This is a genomic window from Neorhizobium alkalisoli (assembly GCF_007829835.1).
In the GTDB taxonomy this organism is placed as follows: domain Bacteria; phylum Pseudomonadota; class Alphaproteobacteria; order Rhizobiales; family Rhizobiaceae; genus Neorhizobium.
The window spans coordinates 23,050-47,758 of the sequence record NZ_VIWP01000013.1; the positions used below are offsets into that span (position 1 = coordinate 23,050).

The window sequence follows — 24,709 nt, forward strand, 5'->3', positions numbered from 1 at the left end:
ACATAAGCCCGTTCCGTGAGACTGGGGCCGGTCAATGAAAGTTCCGGCCTTTCGGCATGACGTCACCCGGCTCGATATCATAGGGCTGAACCCGCTTTGGGTCTGTAACATCACGGACTTGCCTTGCTCCGTTACTCCCCGTCCGGGATTTCTGCCTGTGATCGATGCTCGATTTCAGCGTCTCGTCCGCTCTCTCTGAAACGCCGAACCGCCTTGCCTCCTTCTGCAGAAGCCCCAGCATCGGTGTCATGTCCTCGATATGCTCGACGACCGTATGGATGACGCCGCTCTGGCTCTGCAAGCGCCCACGGATCTTCACCAGCCGCGCCCCCATCACAACCGCGCGGTAACGTTCAAAAACTTTTGGCCAGACGATAGCATTGGCGACACCTGTTTCGTCCTCGAGCGTCATGAAGATCACGCCCTTCGCCGAACCAGGCCGCTGGCGGACGAGGACAAGCCCACCGATCGTAATCCTCTGGCCATTCGGAACCGTCAGGAGATCGACACTGCGGGTAATCCCGAGGCTCTGAAATCTCTCACGCAGGAAAGAGACGGGATGCGCCTTCAGGGAAAGAGAGAGATACCGGTAATCCTCGATCACCTCCTCGCCCGGAAGCATGGTGGGAAGGGCCACTTTTGCCTCGGGCCTCAGATCGACATCTTTTGCCAGCGCAAACAGGGTCGGCTGGCCGGCCTTATCCTCCTCCTGCTTCCCTCCATCTAGCCCCCTGACGGCCCAAAGCGCCTGGCGGCGATTGAGGCCGATCGAATTGAACCCATCGGCATCGGCGAGCCGTTCAAGATCCGACCTGTCGAGCCCGGAACGCAATGACAGGTCGTGGACGGAGCGATACTTTTCTGCACGATTGCCCACCAGCTTCTCGACCATGTCCTTCTCGGCAAGTCCCTTGACCTGCCGAAAACCGAGGCGGACCGCATGCCGGGTGAGAATGACATCGCGCATGGACTGATGCCGAGGATCGACCGAAACCCGCTCGAAGGGCATTTCCTCTAGTGTACAATCCCATTGCGACCTGTTGACATCGACCGGCAGGATCGTGACCCCATGCTCTCGCGCATCCCGGATCAGCTGCGCCGGCGCATAAAACCCCATCGGCTGGGAATTCAGCATCGCTGCGCAGAAGACATCCGGGTAATAGGTTTTGATCCAGGACGAGGCATAGACGAGGAGCGCGAAAGAAGCCGCATGGCTTTCCGGAAAACCATATTCCGCAAATCCCTGGATCTGGCTGAAACAGCTTTCCGCAAATTCACGTGAGTACCTATTTTCCAACATGCCGTTGATCATGTCATTCTTGAAGCCTTCCACACGGCCTGACCGTTTGAATGTCGCCATCGAGCGGCGGAGCATGTCAGCTTTGGCAGGAGAAAACCCGGCTGCCGTAATGGCGATCTGCATCGCCTGTTCCTGAAAGAGCGGAACGCCGAGCGTCCGCTTGAGAACCTCTTTCAGTTCCGGACTCGGATACTCTATCGGCCTGCCGTGGCGATCATCCTCACGTCGCTTCAGATAGGGGTGCACCATATTGCCCTGGATGGGACCAGGACGCACGATTGCTACCTCAACGACGAGGTCATAGAATTTTCTGGGCTGCAATCGTGGCAGCATGCTCATTTGAGCCCTGCTTTCGATCTGGAAAACCCCGATCGTGTCCGCACGGCAGATCATGTTATAGACATTCTGATCCTCACCCTTTTCTCTCAGGAGAGAGGGGAGCGTCTCCTTCCGTTCGTAATGGACCTCCATGAGCTCGAACGCCTTTTTCAGGCAGGTCAGCATGCCAAGCGCCAGGACATCGATCTTCAGGAGCCCCAATGTATCCAGATCGTCCTTGTCCCATTCGATCATGTAACGGCCGGGCATCGCCGTTTTCATGATAGGGACGACCTCATCCAACCGGTCGCGCGTGATCAGGAACCCGCCCACATGCTGGGTAAGGTGGCGCGGAAATCCCATGATCTCCTGCGCAAGCGCCATGACCCTGAGTGTTACCGGATCTTTTGTATCGAGGCCGGCTGCCTTGGCATCACGCTCCAGCATGCCGTCTTCGGACCACCCCCAGACCATGCTGGACAGCGCTGCCTGCACGTCTTCCGAAAGACCAAATGCCTTTGCGACCTCGCGTCCGGCCATACGTGTCCGATAGCTCGTCACTGCTGCCGTCAGGCCGGCATGACGATAACCGTAATGCTCGTAGATATACTGGATGACTTCTTCACGCCGGCTGTGCTCGAAATCGACATCGATATCCGGCGGCTCATTGCGCTCAGTGGAAATGAAACGCTCGAAAAGCAAGGTCGTGAAGGTCGGGTCCACATCGGTGATGCCGAGACAAAAGCAAACCGTGGAATTGGCAGCCGAACCGCGACCCTGGCATAGAATCTTCAAGACATGTCGGGCATGCCAGACGATATGCCGGACGGTCAGAAAATAGGGTTCGTATTGCATGTCCGCAATGAGATCGAGCTCGTAACGGATCTGCTCGGAGACCTTTTCCGGAATACGATCGGGATAACGCCTCCTTGCACCCTCCAAGGTGAGCCGTTCAAGCGTTTGAGTAACGGTTTCTCCCTCGACACTCTCGTCCGGGTAATTGTGCTGGAGTTCCTTGAGCGAAAAATCCAGCTTCCGGAAAAATCGCTCCGTATTGGCAACGGCCTGCGGATAGAGGGAAAAAAGGCGCGCCATCTCCGCTGCCTGTTTGATGTGCCGCTCGCCATTGGCCGCAAACCGGAAGCCGGCCTCCTGCACCGTTACATGCTCGCGAATGGCAGTGACGACATCCGAGATGGGACGTCGATAGGAAAGATGGAAGAGCGGCAGATTGGTCGCGATCAGCGGCACATCGCATTCGTCGGCAATCTGGGCAAAGGTGGCGAAAACGAAGGCATCGCGGCCGTCATAGGTCGGCGAGAGGGCGAGATAGATTTTTCGACCGAACCGCTCCCGATATTTCACAAGGCATTTCCTCAGATGAGCCTGATAGCCCGCGTCTTCAGCCTGAGAAAAATCCGGCACGACCGCGAGCATCATCTCGTCGCACCATTCCCAAAAATCCCATTCCTCAATGATGCAGGAACCCTTTTCGGTCCGCAGATTGCCGCGGCTCAGCAGACGGCAGAGATTGGCCCACCCTTTGCGGTTCTGCGGATAGGCAAGCACATCCGGCGTCTCGTCGGAAAAGACGAGCCTGGCGCCATATTGCAGCCGAACCGGCTCGAAGATGGGCTCAGGGTCTTCCTTGAGGACCGCTTCCGGACCGATCTCCTTGGCCCGCTCAAAACGGGCCTTCATGTCGCGAGCCTTGGTGAAGGCCCGGACCACGCCGGCAACTGAATTTCGGTCGGCAATTCCAAGACCCGAGAGACCGAGTGCGCTGGCGGCAAACACCATTTCCTCTGGCCGGGCGGCACCTTCAAGAAAGGAGAAATTGGTTTTTGCCCCGATCTCACAAAAACCGGTTCCGCTCGTCATGCGAAAACTCCATGCACATGCCAAGTCGGCGGCACCTTATCAGGCCCGTAATGTCCTTTTCGAAAGATCCAGAAACGCTGGCCTGAGCGGTTTTCGAGCTTGAAATAATCGCGTTCGGATGCGTCCTTTTCGGTCACCCACCATTCCGGCGAGATCCGCTCCGGGCCTTCCGCACGAAAGACTTCATGCACGACCCGCCGCCAGCGAAAACGTTGCGGCGGACCATCGGGAACCGTCGCTGCAAACACATCCACCGGCTCGGGATGGCGCAGCAGGCGCAGAGGTCGGTCGGCTCGGGGTTTGAAGATCCCACCAGTTTCCGGCACCGGACTTGGAGCGGCAATCGCCGGCAAAAACATCTCCGCTCTTTCAGGGATATGACTTTGCCGCAATTCGAAGACCTGCAAACAGTCCATGCCCAAACGGGCGGAAACCTTATCGATGAAATCGGCGAGCGAGATCTGCTGCTCTCCATCGCCGGTAAAATCGTTCTGGACCGTTTTCAGGACATCGTGCTGCAACACATTGAGGCGCAAAAGTTCGAAACCGAAACCGGCATCCAGATCGTCATGCACCGCCGTCAGACGTTCGCCAAACAGCGCCGCGATCCGCTGCGGATCGCGCAAGGGTTTTGATGCACCGGCTGTGATGCGGAAAACCCGGCCATCGACCCGAAACAGCGCCAGTTCGAAAACCTGGCCGCCGACACCGCGTGCATCGAGGCTTTCCGTCAGCGAAGAGGCGATCCGCCCTGTCCATTCCAGGACATGCTCTTCCGCCTGTACCGGCTCGGCCAGCCTGCATTCCGCCGAAAGGACCACAACAGGCCGCCGGGGCGAAATTGCCTCCTCATGACTGCCCAGAGCCTGATCGAGCCTGAACAGAAGCTGGGCGCCAAACCGGCGCGCAAGCGGCGCCCTTGGCAGATGGATCAGGTCACCCACCCGTTTCAGGCCGAGCTTGGAGAGCGAAGTGACGAGCTTTTCCTCAAGGCGAAGCGCATTGACCGGAAGTGGTGCCAGAGACGCTTCCGCCATCTCCTCCTCGATTACGCCGCCCCGGCCATAACGGCAGGACGCCCAGGACAGGCCGGGCGAGGGCGAAATCGCGGCGCGGACATCAAACCCCATCTGGAACAGGCCCTTGAGAATATCCCGGATAAGCGCTTCCTCGCCGCCGAACAGATGGGCGCAGCCGGTAATGTCCAGAAACAGGCCATCCCGACCGTCAAGTGCCACGAGCGGCGTATATCGGTCGCACCAGTCGGCAATCGCCTCGAGAAGCGCGTGGTCGGCGGCCTCGTCCTCATCGATGGCATCGAGATCCGGAAACATGGCGCGGGCTTCGGCAAGTCCCTGGCCACGTTTGAGGCCACGGCGCTCGGCCATTTCATCCAGTGCGGTGAGACGGATGGCGTTTTCGCGCCGACCCATGCAGATGATCGGCGGATGGGTTTCAGGACGCCCTGTCATACGCCAGGACGGACCCCATAATTTCCTTGCGATCCGGTCGGTCTGAAGATGCGGCAAAACGAGCGCCAGGATTCGTTTTCGGCTGGCGAGGAGCGGTGTGCTCTGCTGCCCTATCTCCAAGGGAAAATTGACGGTCATGGGGGTTCCACTCCAGAAGAAAGGAGAAGGGGGCCGGGTTTCGGCTTTTCTCGAGGGTGAGCGCAAAGACGGGATGGCCGATGCTGCCGCCAAGCATGCTGCCATCCGGAAGACGACGGCCGAGGGCCGGCGCCGGTTCGGTCAGAAACCGGAAGCAGGCGCTGCCCGCCTCTTCCTCTCCCCCATGCCGCAGGAGAAAGAGCGGAGAGCCCGATGCCTTGGCCCGAAGGCTGAGGCGGCGGCTTTCCGTCAGGCCGAAATGTTTCGGATTGCCGGGAATTTCAAAAATGGTGGCAGCGAGCGCACCGCTTGCCAGCGCCGCTTCCGCAAGCCAGAGGGCATCCGCCAGCTTTCGCGGAGACGCGTAGAGAAAATCCTCCGGCTGCAACCCGAACTGTTTTAGGCCGGCCCCATAGGGAAGGCCCGCCTCCATGGCGCAGACCACATCCCCGACCCACAGGACGGGCGCAGCATTGCCTCGTGATTTGATATAGGCCGCGAGAGACAAGGCAAAACCGCTCGCAGCGCCCGCATCCGCCATACGGCTCGAGCGGATCTCGGTTATCCCGTCCAGCGGCAAGCCACCTTCCAGAAGAGCGTCTATCCTCGGAATATCAAGGGGAAGGCGTGTCTGTCGGGTATCGTCCCTTTGCCATTCCGTGCGGAATTCCGCCGCGGAAGGCAAGGCTGCGCCCAGAGCCGGCACGGTTTTGCCTTCCAGTCTGGCGATCTGTTCACGCAGGGCAACAAGCCTCTCCTGCGCCGCGGCTTGGTTCGCCATGGCGTCAGCTCCTGATCTCAAATGTTCACTTTATGTTCCTATAGATTCCAGACCGCTAAAAGAGAGTCAACAACAGCAGAACAGGAATCTTTTCCTTTCCGGGATAGAGCCATGATTCTCTTCTCGAAAAAAAATCCTTGAAGCCTTATATGAACGTGATTGGAAGGAGTGCCCATGGCCCGCATTGACCAGACAGACGATTGGCGGGACCGCCATGCGCCGACGATCAGCTCGTTCGAATCCCTGGCGATCGAAGCCTATGGCCATCTGCCGGAAGAATTTCGTGCGCTCACCACGAACCTGACGATCGAGATCGAGGATTTTCCCGATGACGACGTGTTCGAGGATATGGCGCTGGAGACCCCTTTCGACCTTCTCGGCCTTTTCGAAGGCCGCGGCATTTCCGAAAGGTTCACGGTCGAGACCGGCGAATTGCCGAACCGCATTCGCCTCTATCGCCGTCCGATCCTGGATTACTGGGCGGAAAATGATGAAACGCTGGGCGATATCATCACCCATGTCCTCATCCACGAGATCGGCCATCATTTTGGCCTGAGCGACGACGACATGGAACGGATCGAGGCGAGCGCCGAAAACGCGGCGCAGCGCTGAGAGGCGCCCGGTCACACCGGGCGCTCAAACGTTCGTACGGCTTATTGTTCGCCGAGCTTCATTTCCGGAACATATTCCTTGCCTTCGACAGTCTTCGTCACCGCCTGGCCGCACTGCATTTCGCCGGTTTTGGCGTTGAAGGCATAGGTCGGCGAGCCAGAAAGCTCCCAGCCCTTGTTCAGGGCAGCTGTCACCTTGTGGCAGAAGGCGGAGTCATCGACACCGGTGAGAAAACGATAGAGTTTCATGGCCTGTTCTTCCTTTCAGTCATATGTCTGGCACGGGTGAGCAGCTTTTCCGCTTCCACGAGATGCAGCCGCTCGACCATCTTTCCATCAAGATTGATGACGTTGAGATCCTGTGCCTCTGCCACTGAGAAGGCGGCAACAATCGCCTCGGCTTCCGCAATCGCCGCAGGATCGGGGCCAAAGGAGCGGTTGGCGGCATCGATCTGGGCGGGATGGATCAGCATCTTGCCGGAAAAGCCCATGGCTCTCCCCTGCTCGCATTCGGCCTGAAAGCCGTCGGCATCCCTGAAATCGTTGAAGACGCTGTCGATCACATCGACACCATGCGCCCGCCCGGCGAGCACGACCTGCATCAGCCAGGGCACGAAATAGGAACGTCCGGGCAGGGGTAGAACGCCGGTTTCCTTGCGCAGATCGTTGAGACCGACCACGAGGCAGGCAATCCCCTCGCCGGCAGCGGCGATTTCAGCGGCGTTGAGGACACCTTTCGGCGTCTCGATCATCGCCCAGATGGCAGGCTTCCTGTCCAACGGCTTGCGGGACAGGATATCTGCGACGGCCCTTATTTCATGAGCTTCTTCGACCTTCGGGAGAAGCACCGCATCGGGCATGAGATCAAGGACAAGGTCGAGATCGGCACCGACAAACTCGCTCCCCTGCGGATTGATGCGGATCGCCATTTCGCAGTGGGTTTCGGGCTTTGCGGAAAACACCCGGCGCAGATTGTCACGTGCTTCCTGCTTCTTTTCTGGTGCGACGGAATCTTCCAGATCGAGGATCACGGCATCGCAATCGAGACCGGGGATCTTCTCCAGCGCCCTGACGTTGACGGCAGGAACGCTGAGGACGGAACGACGGACCGGAAAGGGAAGATGTTCATGCAAGACGGCCATGAACTCCTTGTGACAATCTTTTGATGTCGCGGCAATACCGGTACACCAAAAGCCTCTTGCAAGCGGCCTCGGCAAGACCCACATTGCCTATGCAGAAAGGTTTCAACCATGCAAAACGTTCGTGCATTATTCATTATCGTTTCGGCAATCGCAGTATTGGCTGTTGCAGCCTTGCTGACAGCATCGCTGACCGTCGCATTTGCAGGAATTCTGGCGGTTCTTTCGATCGGCCGCGCCGTTTCGGCTCGCCTGAAACCGGTTCCCGTCCGTGCAAAGGCGAACAAGCAGCCGATGCGCATCTGGAACGATGGCCGCGGTACGATCATCGACCTTTAAAGGCTGATGTCCGGGCAGGCATGCTTCTGCTTGGCCAAGCGTACCAATCGCAGGCAAAATGCCCTTCAAATCGGCAGGAATTTGCTTTATTGCACCTTCACGAAAATTCTTCGTGGAGGCACATCATGGACAAGTTCACCAAACTCACCGGCGTCGCGGCGCCGCTTCCGGTCGTCAATGTCGACACGGACATGATTATTCCGAAGGATTACCTGAAGACGATCAAGCGCACCGGCCTCGGCAAGGGCCTGTTCGCGGAAGCTCGTTATAAGGAAGACGGTTCGGAAAACCCCGATTTCGTCCTCAACAAGCCCGCCTATCGCAACGCCCAGATCATCGTCGCCGGCGACAATTTCGGCTGTGGCTCCTCGCGCGAACATGCGCCCTGGGCACTGCTCGACTTCGGCATCCGCTGCGTGATTTCGACGAGCTTTGCCGACATTTTCTACAATAACTGTTTCAAGAACGGCATCCTGCCGATCGTCGTCTCTCCGGAAGATCTGGAGAAGCTGATGGACGATGCGGAGCGTGGCGCCAACGCGATCCTGTCGATCGATCTGGAAGCCCAGGAAATCACCGGCCCGGATGGCGGCAGGCTGCATTTCGACATCGATGCCGGCCGTCGCCACATCCTTCTCGAAGGTCTTGACGACATTGCCTCGACGCTGAAGAGCGATGCCGCGATCACCAGCTTCGAGACGAAGAACCACGCCGAGCGCCCCTGGTTCTGATCGGGGAGCATTTTATGGTCAAGCGCATCTCATCCGGGTCGCCTTTCGAAGCGCGGATCGGTTATTCGCGCGCCGTTGTCGACCGCGACATGGTCTATGTCTCGGGCACGACGGGTTATGACTATTCCAAAATGGAAATGCCGGACGATGTCGCCGACCAGACGCGCAATGCGCTCGGTACGATCGACAAGGCGCTGAAGGAAGCCGGCAGCGGTCTCCAGGATATCCTGCGCGTGCGTTACTACCTGACCGATATCGCAGATTACGATTCCGTGGTGGAAGTGCTTGGCGCCGCATTTTCCGAAATCCGGCCCGCTGCGACAATGATCACCTGCGGCCTGGCCGCTCCGGAAATGAAGATCGAGATCGAAGTGACAGCCCGTATCGGGGCCGGCGCCGAGTAAGGGAATTTTCCGCCCGTCTTTTGGTCTCATGCTTCAGCAGGGACCGGATGCGGCGGTGGGCTCGAAAGCCCAAGGACAACTGCGAGGATAAAAGACGACATGGCAAAGAACCTCTTCCTTCTTCCAGGCGACGGCATCGGCCCCGAGGCCATGGGCGAAGTCCGCAAGATCATCGCCTATATGAACAGCGCCATGAAGGCAGACTTCAAGCTTGATGAAGGCCTGGTCGGCGGCTCTGCCTACGACGCGCACGGTGTCGCGATTTCCGACGCCGACATGGCCAAGGCGATGGCAGCGGATGCTGTCCTGTTCGGCGCCGTCGGCGGCCCGAAATGGGATGGTGTGCCGTACGAGGTTCGCCCGGAAGCCGGCCTTCTGCGCCTGCGCAAGGATATGGAACTGTTCGCCAACCTGCGCCCGGCAATCTGCTATCCGGCGCTTGCCGCCGCTTCCTCGCTGAAGCCAGAACTGGTCGAAGGCCTCGACATTCTGATCGTCCGCGAACTGACCGGCGGCGTCTATTTCGGCGAGCCGAAACAGATCATCGATCTCGGCAACGGCCAGAAGCGCGGTATCGACACACAGATCTACGACACTTATGAAATCGAGCGCATTGCCGGCGTCGCCTTCGAGCTTGCGCGCACCCGCAAGAACACCGTCTGCTCGATGGAAAAGCGCAATGTCATGAAGTCCGGCGTGCTCTGGAACCAGGTCGTCACCGAAACCCACAAGCGCTCCTATTCCGACGTCAAGCTCGAGCATATGCTGGCGGATGCCGGCGGCATGCAGCTCGTACGTGCGCCAAAACAGTTCGACGTGATCGTCACGGACAATCTGTTCGGCGACATGCTTTCGGACGTCGCAGCCATGCTGACCGGTTCGCTCGGCATGCTGCCTTCCGCTTCGCTCGGCGCGCCCGATGGCAAGACCGGCAAGCGCAAGGCGCTCTACGAGCCCGTCCACGGTTCGGCACCGGATATCGCCGGCAAGGGCATTGCCAACCCGATCGCCATGATCGCCTCCTTTGCCATGTGCCTGCGTTATTCCTTCAACATGATTGCCGAAGCCGACAATCTCGAAAAGGCGATCGCCAATGTCCTCGACCAGGGCATCCGCACCGGCGATATCATGGCAGAAGGTTGCCGCCAGGTCGGCACGACGGAAATGGGCGACGCGATCCTGAAAGAGTTCGAGAAGCTCTCCGCCTGATCGATCCATCATTCCTGCAAAAGGGCTCTCCGGCCGACGGGGAGCCCTTTTGTCTTCCTGTCATCCAGCCCTGATAAACTCCCTCGCTAAGCCGGATACGGCCACGGCATCGTGAGGAGGATGGATGAACAGGATGATCGAAGCGCTGACCCGCCGACGCAAGCGTTGCAAGGCCGCGAATTTTTCGATCTGTCGTGTCTGGCCCTGGGCACTGGTTCTGGTGAACCTCATTGTCCTGGCCGTCTTCCTGCTTGATGCGCCTGTGGCCTCCTATGCGCGAAAGAACGCGCTTCTGCTGAAGCCGATCGGCAGCACGATCACCGATTTTGGCGATTCCGGCTGGATCATCGTCACCACGCTCGTCATCTGCATCGAGGCCATTGTCGCCTATCGGCTCTCGCCGACCCTCAGAGGGCGCTTCCAGGCTGCCTTTGTCGGCCATATGGCGGCTTATGTCTTTGTCTGCGTGGTCTTCTCGGGCCTCATCGCCAATCTCCTGAAGCGGCTGATCGGCCGGGCACGCCCTACCCTTTACGATGATTTCGGCATTCTCGGCTTCAAGACGCTCGCCGGCAGCTCCCGTTTCGAAAGCTTTCCTTCCGGCCATGCAACGACCGTCGGCGCCTTCATGATGGCGATGGCGCTGATAGCACCGCCCTATCGCCTTCTCTTCCTCGTCATGGGTCTCTGGCTCGGGTTTTCACGGGTCATCGTCGGCGCACATTATCCAAGCGACGTGATTGCCGGCCTTGCGCTCGGCGCCTGGTTCTCGCTCTTCACTGCCATCCTTTTTGCGCGCCATGGCCTGCTCTTTGCCCAGGGGCAGGACGGCTGGCCGGTTCTGCGCCGTGCAGTGCCGCTTTCGCTCCTGCCGCCTGACCTAGATTACCAGAAGGGCCGCCTTCCCAACGGCACCCTGCTCTCATTCGTGCAGAGCAAAAGCAAAAGCCCGGCGCTTGAAGCACCGGGCTCTGACATGATCGCTGCAGTCCGGAAGACTGCGATCCGGTATTGGCGTCAATCGGCGCTGATATCCCGGTCCTTCGTTTCCGGCAGGAAGATCAGGCCGATCACCAGGGTGATCGTCGCAAAGACGATCGGGTACCAGAGACCGTAATAGATATTCCCGGCCGCGGCACTCATCGCAAAGGCAGTTGCCGGCAGAAGACCACCGAACCAGCCATTGCCGATGTGATAGGGCAGCGACATGCCCGTGTAGCGAATGCGGGTCGGGAACAGTTCGACCAGCAGCGCCGCGATCGGGCCATAGACCATCGTCACATAGACGACGAGGACGAACAGGACGGCGATCGTGCCGATCCAGTTCACCCGGGCCGGATCTGCCGTCATGCTGAAGGCCCCGCCATTGGCGATGGCATAGACCGGCATGTCGGTCACGCCTGTCGCTTCCTGCGAGGTCAGCAGCTTCTGCGAGACGAGGTCGGCGGCCGGAACCATCGTCTTGTCGCCACTCCGAACGGCAGCGGCATTGAGGCCGAGCTCCGGGTTGGCCGCAATGAAGGCATCGAGCTTCGAATCCGGCACTTTGACGGTGGCCCGCTTCAGGGGATAGCCGGCATCGTGGAGCGCGACATTGATGCCCTTTTCAAGCGCGCCCTGCTTGGCCTTGGCATCGGCACCCGCTGCAATCGCATCGAAGCTGGTAACGGTCTTGTCGCCGATCTTGACGGTCGCCGGCTGGCCTGCAGGTCCGGGTACGATTTCATAAGGCACCGAATTGCGGGTCAGGAATGACGTGGCAATGTCGCAGGAATTGGTGAACTTTGAAGTTCCGGTCGGATTGAACTGGAATTTGCAGTCCGCCGGATCCGCCGTCACGGTTGCCTTGATCGTTGCCTGCGCCTCGGCAAGCGCCGGGTTGGCCATTGCCGTCATCGCCTTGAACAGCGGCATATAGGTGACCGCCGCAATCAGCAGGCCGGCCATGATGATCGGCTTGCGACCGATCTTGTCCGACAGCGAACCGAAGATCACGAAAAACGGCGTGCCGAGGAAGAGTGCAATCGCGACCATGATATTGGCCGACTGCAGATCAACCTTCAGCACGTTCTGCAGGAAGAAAAGCGCATAGAACTGACCGCCATACCAGACGACAGCCTGGCCCATCGTCGCGCCGAGCAGGGCGATGATCGCGATCTTGGCATTCCGCCACTGGCCGAAGGCTTCGGTGAGCGGCGCCTTGGAGCCCTTGCCCTCTGCCTTCATCTTCTGGAAGGCGGGCGATTCGTTCATCTTCACGCGGATCCAGACGGAGACGCCGAGAAGCACGACCGAAACCAGGAACGGAATGCGCCATCCCCAGTCGGCAAAGGCGGCATTGCCCATGATCGATTGCACGAAGACGATGACGATCAGCGACAGGAACAGACCGAGCGTTGCCGTGGTCTGGATCCAGGACGTGAAATAACCACGCCGGCCATGCGGTGCATGTTCGGCAACATAGGTGGCCGCACCGCCATATTCGCCGCCGAGCGCCAGGCCCTGGAGAATACGCAGCACGATCAGGATGATCGGTGCCGCAATGCCGATCGTCGCGGCACCGGGCAGGATACCGACGAGGAACGTCGACAGACCCATGATCAGAATGGTGATGAGGAACGTATATTTGCGTCCGACAAGATCGCCCAGTCGACCGAAGACAAGCGCCCCGAACGGCCGCACCAGAAAGCCGGCCGCGAATGCGAGAAGCGTGAAGATATTGCGCGTTGCTTCGGGATACTGGGTGAAATAGGTGGCGCCGATATAGGTCGCCAGCGAACCATAAAGATAGAAGTCATACCATTCGAATACGGTGCCTAGCGAAGAGGCGAAGATGACTTTCTTCTCCTCCCGCGTCATGGGGCCAGCCTTTGTGACGGCCGCCGATGCGACGTTTGCCATTGTCGTCCTCCCAACAAGGTGAAACTGCCCGCTTCCTCTCCCGGTCCCTCCCGGCCGAAAGATTGGTCGCGCAATGGCTGAGAGTGACAGAATTCGGGACGCCCGATGAGAGATGCTTTGGGATTATGACTTTCGTCTAATGCCACCTGTGGCATTCATCGTCGGCAAAGCCTCACGCGAAGATCGCACATCCTCGATCAGCGGCCGGTGCGACAGCTTGACTCGCGCCAAAAATCTTCTAAACAGCTTTGCGAACGGAAAGACACCCATGCGCGCCTGTGGCTATCACATCGCTATATCCGCCCTGCCGGCACACCATGCCGGGCAGCGGGCAGGTTTTTCCGCTTTCTCCAAAACCACGGCCAAAACGACGACGAAAATTATCGTCTGACGTCTCTGGCCCGCCGCTCTCTCCCCGGCAAGGCCGGGGACAAGGAACACCGCGATACCATCCGCGGCTTCCCCCTCACCAAACCGAGGAGAGACAGAAAAGAGAGCAAGACAATGGGTTTCAAGATCGCAATCGCCGGTGCAACCGGCAATGTCGGCAGGGAAATGCTGAACATCCTCGCTGAACGGGGTTTTCCGGCAGACGAAGTCGTGGCACTGGCCTCTGCCCGCTCCCAGGGCACCGAAGTCTCCTTCGGCGACAAGACCCTGAAGGTTTCCAACCTCGAGAACTACGATTTTTCCGATACCGACATTTGCCTCATGTCGGCTGGCGGCGATATTTCCAAGAAGTGGTCGCCGAAGATCGGCGCGCAGGGCTGCGTCGTGATCGACAACTCTTCCGCCTGGCGCTACGATTCCGAAGTTCCGCTGATCGTGCCGGAAGTGAATGCCGATGCCGTTGCCGGCTTCACCAAGAAGAACATCATCGCAAACCCGAATTGCTCGACCGCCCAGCTCGTCGTTGCGCTGAAGCCGCTGCATGACTTTGCCAAGATCAAGCGCGTCGTCGTCTCGACCTACCAGTCCGTTTCGGGCGCCGGCAAGGAAGGCATGGACGAGCTCTTCACCCAGACCCGCGCCGTCTTCGTCGCCGATCCGGTCGAAGCCAAGAAGTTCACCAAGCGCATCGCCTTCAACGTCATCCCGCATATCGATGTCTTCATGGAAGACGGTTATACGAAGGAAGAGTGGAAGGTTCTGGCCGAAACCAAGAAGATGCTCGACCCGAAGATCAAGGTAACCTGCACCGCCGTGCGCGTTCCGGTCTTCATCGGCCATTCGGAATCGGTCAATATCGAGTTCGAGAACGAGATCACCGCCGATCAGGCCCGTGACATCCTGCGTGAAGCGCCGGGTTGCCTCGTCATCGACAAGCGCGAGAACGGCGGCTACATCACCCCGCTCGAATCGGCCGGCGAAGACGCAACCTATATTTCCCGTATCCGCGAAGATGCGACGGTCGAGAACGGCCTCAACATCTGGGTCGTCTCCGACAACCTGCGCAAGGGTGCCGCACTCAATGCCATCCAGATCGCCGAACTTCTGGTCAACCGTGGGCTGGTAAAGCCGCGCAAGGCCGCCGCATAAGCGATTTCTTAAGCATGTTGGCCTAAACCCCGTCAGGAATGGCGGGGTTTTTGCTGGGGAGCGCCAAGCTTCACGAACAGTTCATGTACGCTTGAGTTGCACTTGCCTGCAACCATCGCCATAAGGCCGATTGAGCAAATTTTACCGGGGGGCTTACGGCCGAGCGAGCCCGGTCCTGAGACGGGTTTGACCGCATGAAGAAGAGTGTTCTGGCAGGATTGATCGCAATTGGCTGTATGGCCGCAACCTCGCCTGCGCTTGCAGCTCAATGCGGCAACGACAGTTCCGGTTTCGCCCGCTGGGTAGAGGACTTCAAGCAGACCGCGCCTTCCAACGGCATCAGCGCATCGGTCATCGATCGCGCCTTCGCAAACGTCGTTTACAACCGCCCGACGATCAGCGCCGACCGTGGTCAGAAGAGCTTCAAGCTTTCCTTCGATGAATTCATGAAGAAGCGCGGTGGCGCCGCCATCATCTCGCGCGGCAAGACCATGAAGAATTCCAATGCCGCACTGTTTGCCGGCATCGAGCGCCGATTCGGCGTTCCGGCCGGCCCACTGATCGCGATCTGGGGCATGGAAACCGGTTTCGGCAGCTTCCTCGGTGACCAGCATACCCTGTCCGCCGTCACGACCCTTGCTTACGACTGCCGTCGCTCCGCATACTTCACCGAACAGCTTTATGCTGCCCTTCAGCTCGTTGCCCGCGGCGACCTGAGCCCGACCGCCCGCGGCGCGGCCCATGGCGAAATCGGCCAGACCCAGTTCCTGCCATTCAACGTCGTCCGCTTTGGCGCCGATGGCGACAATGACGGTCATATCGACCTGGTTCATTCGCGTGCCGACGCACTCGCATCCACCGCAAACTTCCTGAAGGGCCACGGATGGCGTGCCGGTGCCGGCTATCAGCAGGGCGAGCCGAACTTCGTCGCGATCCAGGGCTGGAACGCAGCCACGGTCTATCAGCAGGCCATCGCTTATATCGGCCAGCAGATCGACGGCAAGTAAGCCGCTTTCACCGGCTGGCCTTCCAGCCGGATAGGAAACAAAAACAAATGGCCGCAGCAGTGATGCCCACCGCTGCGGCCATTTGTTTTGAAACTTCGGTTCGGTTCAGATGGAGGCTTGCTCTTCCGCAGCGGTCTCTTCGCTGAGGCTGGGGCGAATGAAATCGCCCTTGTCGTTCATCACCCACAATTCGCCGGTCGAGATATCGAACCAGGCGCCGTGAACGGCGAGATCGCCCTTCTCGCTGACAGCCTTGATGAAGGGGAATGTCTGCAGGTTGGCAATCGAATTGCGGATAGACACCCGCTCGAGGGCTGTCTGCCGCTCGGACTGGGTCATCAGGTCATTGCTCTGGATCTGTTCGGCAGCGGGCCGGACGAGACCAATCCATTTGCCGATGAAATCACCCGGCGAAAGCGGCTTCATATCGAGATCGAGTGCCGCCTGAATGCCGCCACAGCGCCCGTGGCCCATGACAACGATATTGTGGATCTTCAACACCTGTACCGCATATTCCAGCGCAGCCGATGTGCCATGGAACTGGCTGTCGGGCTCGTAGGGCGGCACCATGTTGGCGATATTGCGGACCACGAAGAGCTCGCCGGGACCACAGTCGAAGATCGTCTCCGGCGCCGCGCGGGAATCGCAACAGGCAATGATCAGCGTATGCGGCGTCTGGCCTTTTTCGGCGAGGACACGGTAACGTTCGCGCTCGTCCGAATAGCGGCCGTCCATGAAGTTGCGATAGCCCGTCAGGAGCCTGTCTGGAAAATCCGTCATGCGCCCACGATTATAGCGGCGGCTGGGGAATATCAACGTCCTTGTTCCTGCGCGGGAAAACCCGCCGCGCCACAATTAAATAATTAACAACCAAAAGATGAAAAGAACAACCTTAAATTATTGAATAGAAATAGAGTTTCTAAAAGAATAAATCCCATTAATTTTAAGGATTTTGTAAATTAAATTTATAGATAGTGCGGGTCGGCAAGTTTGGGAGGAGGTACTCGTTATGACGGCGGGCTCCATTGCCATGTCCTCACGCTATCTCCAACGGATGATGTCACCCGCTTCAGCGCATTGACGCTGACCGATGGTGACGTTGCCACACACCATCCGGAGCCCCCGAATGAACTTTCTTCAGAATGCAAAGATACGGACCAAGATTGTTTCCGTCATCGCACTGATGGGCATCATTTCTATTGCAGGACTGGCCTATGTCAGTGCCCAGTTCAAAAGCGCCGACAACCGTTACTCGGATTTTCTTGCGCATGAAAGCATGGCCGCCATGCTGAACGCGCGCGCCACCGGCGGGCTTCTGCAACTCGGCTTTCAGCTTGGTCTCGTTCTGATCAAGGATCCCGGCTCTCCGGAATTCGCAGCCTCACTGAAGATCTACACGGATAACTTTGCGCTGATGAAGGAGCGCATTGCAAAGACCGGCGAGCTTGTCGATGCGCGGGCAAAGCCGGCATCCGAAATGCTCGCCGCCGTCAACGCCTTCGACCAGCGCGCCCAGCAGGTAATCGCCCTGGCACAGGCCGGCAAGCGCGAGGAAGCCTCGAAGCTGATGCTGCAGGTCGGCAACGAGCTGACGGCCATCCTGCCACTTTTCGCCGGCGGCAATGATCAGCTGATCAAGCAGCTGGAGACGGGCACGACGGCGCTCCGCAACGAAACGAACAACACGATCGTGACTGGCCTCGTCCTGATGGGTGTTGCGCTCGTTGCCATCATTCTTCTTGGTCTTTATGTCGCCTCGCGCGGCATCACGCTGCCGATCAATCGTCTGCAGGAACGGATGGCATCGCTGGCATCGGGTGAGACCAGCCAGGAAATCCAGGGCGTCGACCGCAAGGACGAACTGGGCCAGATGGCAGCGGCTGTCGCCGTCTTCCGCGACAATGCCGTGGAGCGCGTACGCCTCGAAAACGAAGCTGACGAAGGACGCAGCCTGTCGGAACGCGAAACCCGTGCTCGTGAAGCCGCCAAGGCGAAGGACGCCGCCGACACGAAGGCAGCCGTCGATGCGCTTGCCCTCGGCCTCTCCCGCTTGTCGGACGGTGATGTTTCCTACCGCATCTCCGACCCCTTCGTCGATCATCTGGACGAGCTGCGCCAGAGCTTCAATGCATCGCTTGAAAAACTGCATGCAGCACTCAGCGAAGTCGGCAAAAATGCCGGTGTGATCAACTCGGGCGCATCGGAAATCCGCAGCGCCGCAGACGATCTCGCACGCCGTACCGAACAGCAGGCCGCTTCTCTTGAAGAAACCGCGGCTGCCCTCGAGCAAATCACCACCACGGTGCGCGATTCTACCAAGCGCGCCGAGGAAGTCAGCTCTCTCGTGGAACGCACCCGTACCGGCGCCGAAAAGTCCGGTACTGTAGTTCGCAATGCCGTCGCCGCCATGAACGAGATTGCAAAATCCTCCGGCGAAATCGGCAATATCATCGGCGTCATCGACGATATCGCCTTCCAGACCAATCTTCTGGCCTTGAACGCGGGTGTCGAAGCGGCGCGTGCCGGTGAAGCCGGCAAGGGTTTTGCCGTCGTCGCCCAGGAAGTGCGCGAACTGGCCCAGCGTTCGGCCAATGCCGCCAAGGAGATCAAGCAGTTGATCGACACGTCGGAGGCGCAGGTCCGCAGGGGTGTCGATCTCGTCGACGAAACCGGTGACGCGCTCGTCCAGATCGACCGTGAAGTCACCGAGATCGCCGGACACGTTCGCGCAATCGTCGAAGCTGCACGTGAACAGTCGACCGGCATTCAGGAGATCAACACCGCGGTCAACACCATGGACCAGGGCACCCAGCAGAACGCTGCCATGGTCGAAGAAAGCAATGCCGCAAGCCATAACCTTGCGACGGAAGCCGAATCGCTGAACGCGCTGCTGGCCCAGTTCACACTTTCGGGCAATGGCCGGTCATCGGCACCGGTCGCAAGGCCGCGGCCGGTCGCTTCGGCACCATCCGCTCCTGCTCCGGTACGGCGTGCGCCGGTTCCGGTCAGCATGGGCAATACGGCTGTCGCCTCGAAGGATTGGGAAGAGTTTTGATCTGACCTTATCGGAGAAGTCCGTCAGCGCGGGCTCTCCCTGAAAGCGATCCATGCAGCCCGGAAACGGGCTGCATCTGTTTTAACGCTTGAGTTTCTGCAGCGGATGCACCAGCCGGCGCATCTGAACCATAGCCATCGGCGAGGAAAGGCTGGAGGAATCGGTTTCCAGCGTCAGTTCATCGCTGCCGCGCTTGGCCGTACGCGCCAGCACCTCGAAGACGCTGGCGGTCGAAAGCTGCAGCGCCTTTTCCTCATCCATGCCGGACAATATGCGCGCCGTGAAAACGGCCGACAGAAGGTCGCCAAGCCCGTTCGGCGGATTGTCGACAAGCCGATGCTCGGCGAGGAGTGCATGATTGCCGCTGAGATAAAGATTGCCGGTGCCGCCGGCCATCATCGGAACGGCGGAGGTGACCAGCAGGCGCGGCGGGCCGAGCGCAACGGCCGCGTCCATGATTGCTGCATTCGTATCCAATGGTGCTCCGGAAAGCCAGGCAAGCTCATAACGGTTCGGCGTGGCAATGGTCGCGAGCGGAAGAAGCTCGTCGCGGATCGCTTCGGCCGTCGGCTGAGGAATGTAGAGACCACCGAAATCACCCATGACGGGATCGCAGACGTAAAGCAGATCCGGATTGCGTTCCTTGAGCGCGCGAATGAGCCGCGCCACCGATCGTGGCTGGGCGACATTGCCGAAATAACCGGTCAGCACCGCCTTCACTTCTCCGAGCCATGGCGCCCGGATGAGATCATCTATAGCCTTGTCGAAATCCGATTCGGGAAAAATCATCCGGGTGGAAGGACCGTGGCCAGGATGCCAGGGGAGGACGATGGTCGGCAGGGCCCAGACAGGAAAACCAAGTGTCTCGAGCGCAAAGACCGCTGCTCGATTGCCGACGGAACCACGCACAACATGGCTCGAAATGACGATCACGGCGCCGGGCTTGTCCTGCATGACTTACACTGCTTTCGACTGGTTTTGGTCTTTTGATAGGTCTTGCCGACCACATGTCAACAAGCCGTGACGATAGAATGACAGGCTGACGCGACCTGATGGCCGGCAAGCGTGACAGCTGCCGCGATTTATCGCAATTTAGAAAAAACGATGGGAGAGACGAATGGCCGGTAGGCAGAATCCGAAACGGGAAAAGCAGATCGAAAGCGCGCGCAAGATCGCAGCCGACAGCAGCAAACCCTATCTCGACCCATATATTCTCTTCGGTCGTGCCAGCAGCGACGATCTCGAAAACTACACGCCCGAAATGCTCGCCCTCTCGGCACAGCACGCAGCAGCGCGGCTGACGGCCTGGAGCCGGATCAAGGCGGACATCAATGTCGAACAGTTGCCGGACGTGGCGCCGAACGGGGTGCCAGTCTCGGTGCTGACGATCATCGATCGCAACATGCCCTTCCTGTTTGATTCAATTATGGGCGAAGTTACATCCGCCCATCGCGATCTGACGATGGCGGTACACCCGATCCTTTTTCTTGAGCCGGGCAAAGATCCCGTCCTGCATTCGAACCAGCAGCCGGGCAACCCGGCTTATTACGTCAGCCTGATCCAGATCCATTTTCCGCTCCTGTCTGAGGAACAGTCGGAAGCTCTGGTTACGCGAATCCGAGCCGTTCTCGACCAGGTCCATCTGGCGATCACAGACTGGTCTTCCATGCTTGAAGTTCTGGACGGCGCCTCCGGGCAGCTCGGCAATTCCGAAAGCCGAAAGAAGACCGAGCGGCAGGAAGCCCAGGCCTTCCTGGAATGGTTGCGCGACGACAATTTCATCTTCCTCGGCATGCGCGAATACGTCTATTCCGGCAAGGGTGCGAAGGCGAAGGTGGAGCGCGGCAAGGGCCGTGGCCTCGGCATTCTTTCCGATCCCGATGTTCTGGTCCTGCGCCAGGGCAAGGATGCGGTGATGACGACGCCGGAAATCCTGGAATTCCTCGACGGACCGGATTTCCTCATCGTCACCAAGGCGAACGTGAAATCCGTCGTCCACCGCCGCGCCTATATGGACTATATTGGCGTCAAGCGCTTCGACGAGAACGGCCAGGTCGTGGGCGAGCTGCGCATCGTTGGCCTTTTCACCGCAACCGCCTATACCGGCTCGGTCCACGATATCCCTCTCCTGCGCACCAAGGTTTCGAAGATCGAAGCGCATTTCCGCTTCGATCCGGACAGCCATTCCGGCCGCATGCTGGAAAACACGCTGGAATCTTACCCGCGCGACGACCTCTTCCAGATCGACGGCGAGCTTCTCGCACGTTTCTGCGAACAGATCATGGATCTGAACGAGCGCCCGCGCGTACGCGTTCTGCCGCGTATCGACCATTTCGACCGCTTCGTTTCGGTCATCGTCTATGTCCCGCGCGAGGATTATAATTCGCTGGTGCGCGAAAAGGTCGGCGAATATCTCGCCACCATCTATGACGGTCATGTCTCCGCCTATTACCCGGCCTTCCCCGAAGCCCGTGTGGCGCGCGTTCACATGATCATCGGCCGCCGGGCCGGCAAGACGCCGCGTGTGCCGCAGGCAAAGCTCGAAGAGACGATCCGCCTCATCGCCACGCCCTGGGAAGAGCGTTTTGCGAACCTTGCCAAGCAGGGCCCGCGCCTCACCGCATCGCAGGCCTTCCAGGAAACCTTTTCGCCGGAAGAGACTTTTGAGGATCTGGCGGATATCGCCGCCTGCACGACGGAAGAGAATATCCGCATCCTCTTCTACCGGCGCCCGACGGACGCCGCCGATATCGTCTCACTGAAGATTTTCCATCGCGGCGGCCACCTGTCGCTTTCCAGACGTGTTCCGCTTCTGGAGAATCTCGGCTTCCACGTCGTTAGCGAGCAGACGTTCGAGTTACGTGTCGGGCAGAGCCAGGAGCTGGTCGTCCTGCACGACATGGAGCTTCAGCTCGAAGGCAATCGGACGATCGATCTTTCTCGCGAAGGGCCGCTTCTGGAGGAAACCTTTCTCTCCGCCTTCAAGGGCCTGATCGACAATGACAGCTTTAACCGGCTGGTGCTTCTCTCCGGCCTGACCGCCCGTCAGGTTACGGTCCTGCGCGCCTATTCCCGCTATCTGCGGCAGGCCGGCATCGTTTATTCGCAGGCCTATATTGCCGATACGCTCAACAAATATCCGGCAATCTCGGCTGCCATCCTCAACCTCTTCATCGAAGGTTTCGATCCGAAGATTGCGGAAAAGACCCGCATCAAGAAACTCACGCAGCGGCACGAGCAGATCGAAGAAGCGCTTGCGGGCGTGCCCAATCTCGATGACGACCGCGTGCTGCGCCGCTTCGTAAACGCCGTCGATGCGACGCTGCGGACCAATTACTTCCAGATCGCAGCAGATGGCCAGCCGCACAGGATGCTCGCCTTCAAGCTTGATCCGAAGCTGGTCGACGGCCTGCCGGAACCGCGCCCCTTCCGCGAAATCTTCGTTTACGGCACCGAAGTCGAAGGCGTGCATCTGCGCTTCGGCAAGGTGGCGCGCGGCGGTATTCGCTGGTCCGATCGTGGTGAGGATTACCGCACCGAAGTTCTCGGCCTCGTCAAGGCTCAGCAGGTCAAGAACGCCGTCATCGTGCCTGTCGGCGCCAAGGGCGGCTTCTTCCCGAAAATGCTGCCGGTCGGCGGTTCTCGTGAAGACTTCTTCAACGCCGGCAAGGATGCCTACAAGACCTATATCCGCACCCTGCTTTCGGTGACCGACAATATCGTCGACGGCGAGATCGTGCCGCCGGCCAACACCCTGCGCATAGATGAGGACGACCCCTATTTCGTCGTCGCGGCCGACAAGGGCACAGCCACCTTCTCCGACACCGCCAATGGCCTCGCGCAGGAAGCCGGCTTCTGGTTGGATGACGCCTTCGCTTCCGGCGGTTCCGCCGGTTACGACCACAAGAAGATGGGCATCACCGCCCGCGGTGCCTGGGAAGCCGTTAAACGGCATTTCCGCGAGAAGGATATCGACATCCAGACGACGCCATTCTCCGTGGCCGGTGTCGGCGACATGTCGGGCGACGTTTTCGGCAATGGCATGCTGCTGTCGCGAAAAATCCGGCTGATCGCAGCCTTCGACCATCGCGATATCTTCATCGATCCGGATCCGGATATCGAAGCCTCGTTCGCGGAACGCGAAAGAATGTTCGCCCTGCCCCGTTCGAGCTGGCAGGATTATGACCGGTCGACCCTGTCCGACGGCGCGATGATCATCTCGCGCTCGGAAAAATCCGTAAAACTGACGAGGGAAGCAGCAGCGGCCATCGGCATCGACAAGACCACCGCAACGCCGTTCGAGATCCTGACCGCGATCCTCAAAAGCCCGGTCGATCTTCTCTGGTTCGGCGGCATCGGCACCTACATCAAGGCCGCCTCCGAAACCGATATGGAAGTCGGCGACCGCGCCAATGATCCGATCCGCATCACGGCAGCAGAAGTGCGCGCCAGCGTCATCGGCGAAGGCGCCAATCTCGGTGTCACCCAGAAGGGCCGTATCGCCTATGCGATGGCCGGCGGGCGCTGCAATTCCGACGCGATCGACAACTCGGCAGGCGTCAATTCCTCCGACGTCGAGGTCAATATCAAGATTGCCCTCAACCCCGCCATGCAGGACGGCCGCCTGCCGCGGCCGAAGCGCAACCAGCTGCTCGCATCCATGACCGAGGATGTCGGCCATCTCGTGCTGCGCAACAACTATCTCCAGCCGCTCTCGATCTCGCTGACCGAGCGCAAGGGCGCCGGAAACCGTGAGGAACTGGCCCGGCTGATGTCCGTGCTGGAAGCCAATGGCAGGCTGAACCGCAAGGTGGAAACCCTGCCGGACGATGCGGAACTGGCTGAACGTTATTCCTCAGGCCGGCCGCTGACCCGCCCGGAAATCGGCGTCCTCCTCTCCTATTCGAAAATCGTCCTGTTCGACGCGCTGATCGACAGCCCGGTTCCCGACGATCCCTATTTCGCTTCCGTGCTGATGGGCTATTTCCCCGCCAAGATGCAGAAACAGTATGCGGGTGATATCGCCGGCCACCGCCTGCATCGGGAAATCATCGCCACGGCGCTCGCCAACGAGGCGATCAATCGCGGCGGCCCCGGCTTCATTCAACAGATGAGCGACATGACCGGTGCGACGGCCGCCAATGTGGTCAAGGCCGCCTTCCTTGCCCGCGACAGTTTTGAACTGCCGCGGCTCTGGGCCGATCTCGACGCGCTGGATGGCAAGATTTCCGGCCGGATCCAGAACGATCTCTATGCGCGGACGAGCGAGATCTTTGCGGAAGCCACACGCCTGATCCTGCAGACCGAAGGCGGCGCCGGCGCCATGACCGAGGCGATCGAGCGTTTCAAGGCGGCGATTAAGGGGCTTCGCTCCTCCGTCACCAGCGCCGGCATTCTGGAAGCCGCAGCACAGGCGGGCGAATACGAAGCCCAGGGCGTTCCCTCGAAGCTGGCGCAGGAAATCGCCATGCTCTCGACCATCGTCCTGGTGCCCGAGATCATGCTGATCGCCGACCGGACGGGCGCGACGATGGCGCGTGCGGCGGAAAGCTATTTCGCCGTCACCGAGACCTTCCGCGTCAACCGGCTGATTGCGTCGGGCGAACGGATCGCCACCAGCGACCATTACGAAAGCCTCGCGCTTTCGCGCAGCCTGCAACAGATCGCCTCGGCTCGCCGGGCGATCGTGATCGCCGCACTGTCCAACCATGCAAAGGAGAAGAAGCCGGTCGAAGCCTGGCACGCCGAAGATCGGGTGCGGATCAACCGAATCGGCGCGGAACTGGTGGCCCTTGGCGAAAGCGGCGAGCTGACCCTACCGAAGATCACCGTTGCGGCCGGCCTGCTGGGCGATCTCGCGCAAGGTCGGGTGATGTAAGCAGGC

At 59.4% G+C, this 24,709-nt stretch carries 19 protein-coding genes; 11 read left to right on the forward strand and 8 right to left on the reverse strand.

The annotated features are described in order from the left end of the window. Positions 1-31: 31 nt before the first annotated feature. The 3 genes from FHW37_RS29025 to FHW37_RS34290 are packed head-to-tail and all read right to left on the reverse strand — an operon-like array spanning position 32 to position 5,890. The gene (locus tag FHW37_RS29025) at positions 32-3,499 is read right to left on the reverse strand and encodes an error-prone DNA polymerase (protein WP_145642839.1); all 3,468 of its coding nucleotides are present in this window, start codon (positions 3,497-3,499) and stop codon (positions 32-34) included. Then, positions 3,496-4,971, reverse strand: coding sequence for a Y-family DNA polymerase (locus FHW37_RS29030; protein ID WP_281407291.1), 1,476 nt, complete (start codon positions 4,969-4,971; stop codon positions 3,496-3,498). Before FHW37_RS29030 ends, FHW37_RS29025 begins: the two co-directional genes overlap by 4 nt. Then, a complete protein-coding gene (locus FHW37_RS34290) occupies positions 4,955-5,890 on the reverse strand; it encodes an ImuA family protein (protein WP_246690981.1) in 936 nt (311 codons plus the stop codon). Before FHW37_RS34290 ends, FHW37_RS29030 begins: the two co-directional genes overlap by 17 nt. 174 nt (positions 5,891-6,064) lie before the next feature. Here FHW37_RS34290 and FHW37_RS29035 point away from each other — a divergent pair, with 174 nt between their 5' ends. Next, positions 6,065-6,502, forward strand: a complete 438-nt coding sequence (locus FHW37_RS29035) for a metallopeptidase family protein (RefSeq protein WP_145642843.1) — start codon at positions 6,065-6,067, stop codon at positions 6,500-6,502. A gap of 41 nt (positions 6,503-6,543) precedes the next feature. Here FHW37_RS29035 and FHW37_RS29040 read toward each other — a convergent pair whose 3' ends face one another. Together FHW37_RS29040 and FHW37_RS29045 are read right to left on the reverse strand one after the other, a co-directional pair. Next, positions 6,544-6,750 carry a DUF1737 domain-containing protein gene (locus FHW37_RS29040; protein ID WP_145642845.1) on the reverse strand — a complete coding sequence of 69 codons (207 nt, stop codon included), beginning with the start codon at positions 6,748-6,750 and terminating at the stop codon, positions 6,544-6,546. Further along, positions 6,747-7,643, reverse strand: a complete 897-nt coding sequence (locus FHW37_RS29045) for an HpcH/HpaI aldolase/citrate lyase family protein (RefSeq protein ID WP_246690982.1) — start codon at positions 7,641-7,643, stop codon at positions 6,747-6,749. Before FHW37_RS29045 ends, FHW37_RS29040 begins: the two co-directional genes overlap by 4 nt. Positions 7,644-7,751: 108 nt before the next feature. Between FHW37_RS29045 and FHW37_RS29050 the strand changes: the two genes are divergently transcribed. The 5 genes from FHW37_RS29050 (at position 7,752) to FHW37_RS29070 (ending at position 11,440) form a co-directional block, all read left to right on the forward strand. Beyond that, entirely contained in the window at positions 7,752-7,979 is a 228-nt protein-coding gene (locus tag FHW37_RS29050) for a hypothetical protein (RefSeq protein WP_145642849.1), read from the forward strand. Positions 7,980-8,104: 125 nt separating this feature from the next. Continuing rightward, complete coding sequence (gene leuD, locus FHW37_RS29055; RefSeq protein WP_145642851.1) at positions 8,105-8,710, forward strand: 3-isopropylmalate dehydratase small subunit; 606 nt, start codon at positions 8,105-8,107, stop codon at positions 8,708-8,710. 14 nt (positions 8,711-8,724) lie between these two features. Beyond that, a complete protein-coding gene (locus FHW37_RS29060) occupies positions 8,725-9,114 on the forward strand; it encodes a RidA family protein (protein ID WP_145642853.1) in 390 nt (129 codons plus the stop codon). 99 nt (positions 9,115-9,213) lie between these two features. Next, positions 9,214-10,323, forward strand: a complete 1,110-nt coding sequence (gene leuB / locus FHW37_RS29065; RefSeq protein WP_145642855.1) for a 3-isopropylmalate dehydrogenase — start codon at positions 9,214-9,216, stop codon at positions 10,321-10,323. A gap of 124 nt (positions 10,324-10,447) precedes the next feature. Further along, on the forward strand, positions 10,448-11,440 hold the full coding sequence (locus tag FHW37_RS29070; RefSeq protein ID WP_145642857.1) for a phosphatase PAP2 family protein: 993 nt from the start codon (positions 10,448-10,450) through the stop codon (positions 11,438-11,440). Here the strand turns inward: FHW37_RS29070 and FHW37_RS29075 are convergent. Beyond that, positions 11,341-13,224: an MFS transporter gene (locus FHW37_RS29075; RefSeq protein ID WP_145642859.1), complete on the reverse strand. Its 1,884-nt coding sequence runs from the start codon at positions 13,222-13,224 to the stop codon at positions 11,341-11,343. The genes FHW37_RS29070 and FHW37_RS29075 overlap by 100 nt on opposite strands. A gap of 112 nt (positions 13,225-13,336) precedes the next feature. Here FHW37_RS29075 and FHW37_RS29080 point away from each other — a divergent pair, with 112 nt between their 5' ends. The 3 genes from FHW37_RS29080 (at position 13,337) to FHW37_RS29090 (ending at position 15,770) form a co-directional block, all read left to right on the forward strand. Beyond that, the gene (locus FHW37_RS29080) at positions 13,337-13,615 is read left to right on the forward strand and encodes a hypothetical protein (RefSeq protein ID WP_145642861.1); all 279 of its coding nucleotides are present in this window, start codon (positions 13,337-13,339) and stop codon (positions 13,613-13,615) included. A 113-nt stretch (positions 13,616-13,728) separates the two neighbouring features. Further along, positions 13,729-14,763 (forward strand): aspartate-semialdehyde dehydrogenase, encoded by a 1,035-nt coding sequence (locus tag FHW37_RS29085; protein WP_145642863.1) that lies wholly within the window; start codon positions 13,729-13,731, stop codon positions 14,761-14,763. A 194-nt stretch (positions 14,764-14,957) separates the two neighbouring features. Next, complete coding sequence (locus tag FHW37_RS29090) at positions 14,958-15,770, forward strand: lytic murein transglycosylase (protein ID WP_145642865.1); 813 nt, start codon at positions 14,958-14,960, stop codon at positions 15,768-15,770. Between the two features lie 105 nt (positions 15,771-15,875). Here FHW37_RS29090 and FHW37_RS29095 read toward each other — a convergent pair whose 3' ends face one another. Beyond that, on the reverse strand, positions 15,876-16,550 hold the full coding sequence (locus FHW37_RS29095; protein ID WP_145642868.1) for a carbonic anhydrase: 675 nt from the start codon (positions 16,548-16,550) through the stop codon (positions 15,876-15,878). 346 nt (positions 16,551-16,896) lie between these two features. Between FHW37_RS29095 and FHW37_RS29100 the strand changes: the two genes are divergently transcribed. After that, complete coding sequence (locus FHW37_RS29100) at positions 16,897-18,825, forward strand: methyl-accepting chemotaxis protein (RefSeq protein ID WP_186458464.1); 1,929 nt, start codon at positions 16,897-16,899, stop codon at positions 18,823-18,825. A gap of 81 nt (positions 18,826-18,906) precedes the next feature. Here the strand turns inward: FHW37_RS29100 and pdxY are convergent, their stop codons facing one another. Further along, entirely contained in the window at positions 18,907-19,779 is an 873-nt protein-coding gene (gene pdxY / locus FHW37_RS29105; RefSeq protein ID WP_145642870.1) for a pyridoxal kinase PdxY, read from the reverse strand. Between the two features lie 163 nt (positions 19,780-19,942). On the opposite strand from pdxY, the gene FHW37_RS29110 reads away from it, so the two are divergent. Further along, the gene (locus tag FHW37_RS29110; RefSeq protein ID WP_145642872.1) at positions 19,943-24,703 is read left to right on the forward strand and encodes an NAD-glutamate dehydrogenase; all 4,761 of its coding nucleotides are present in this window, start codon (positions 19,943-19,945) and stop codon (positions 24,701-24,703) included. Positions 24,704-24,709: the final 6 nt, after the last annotated feature.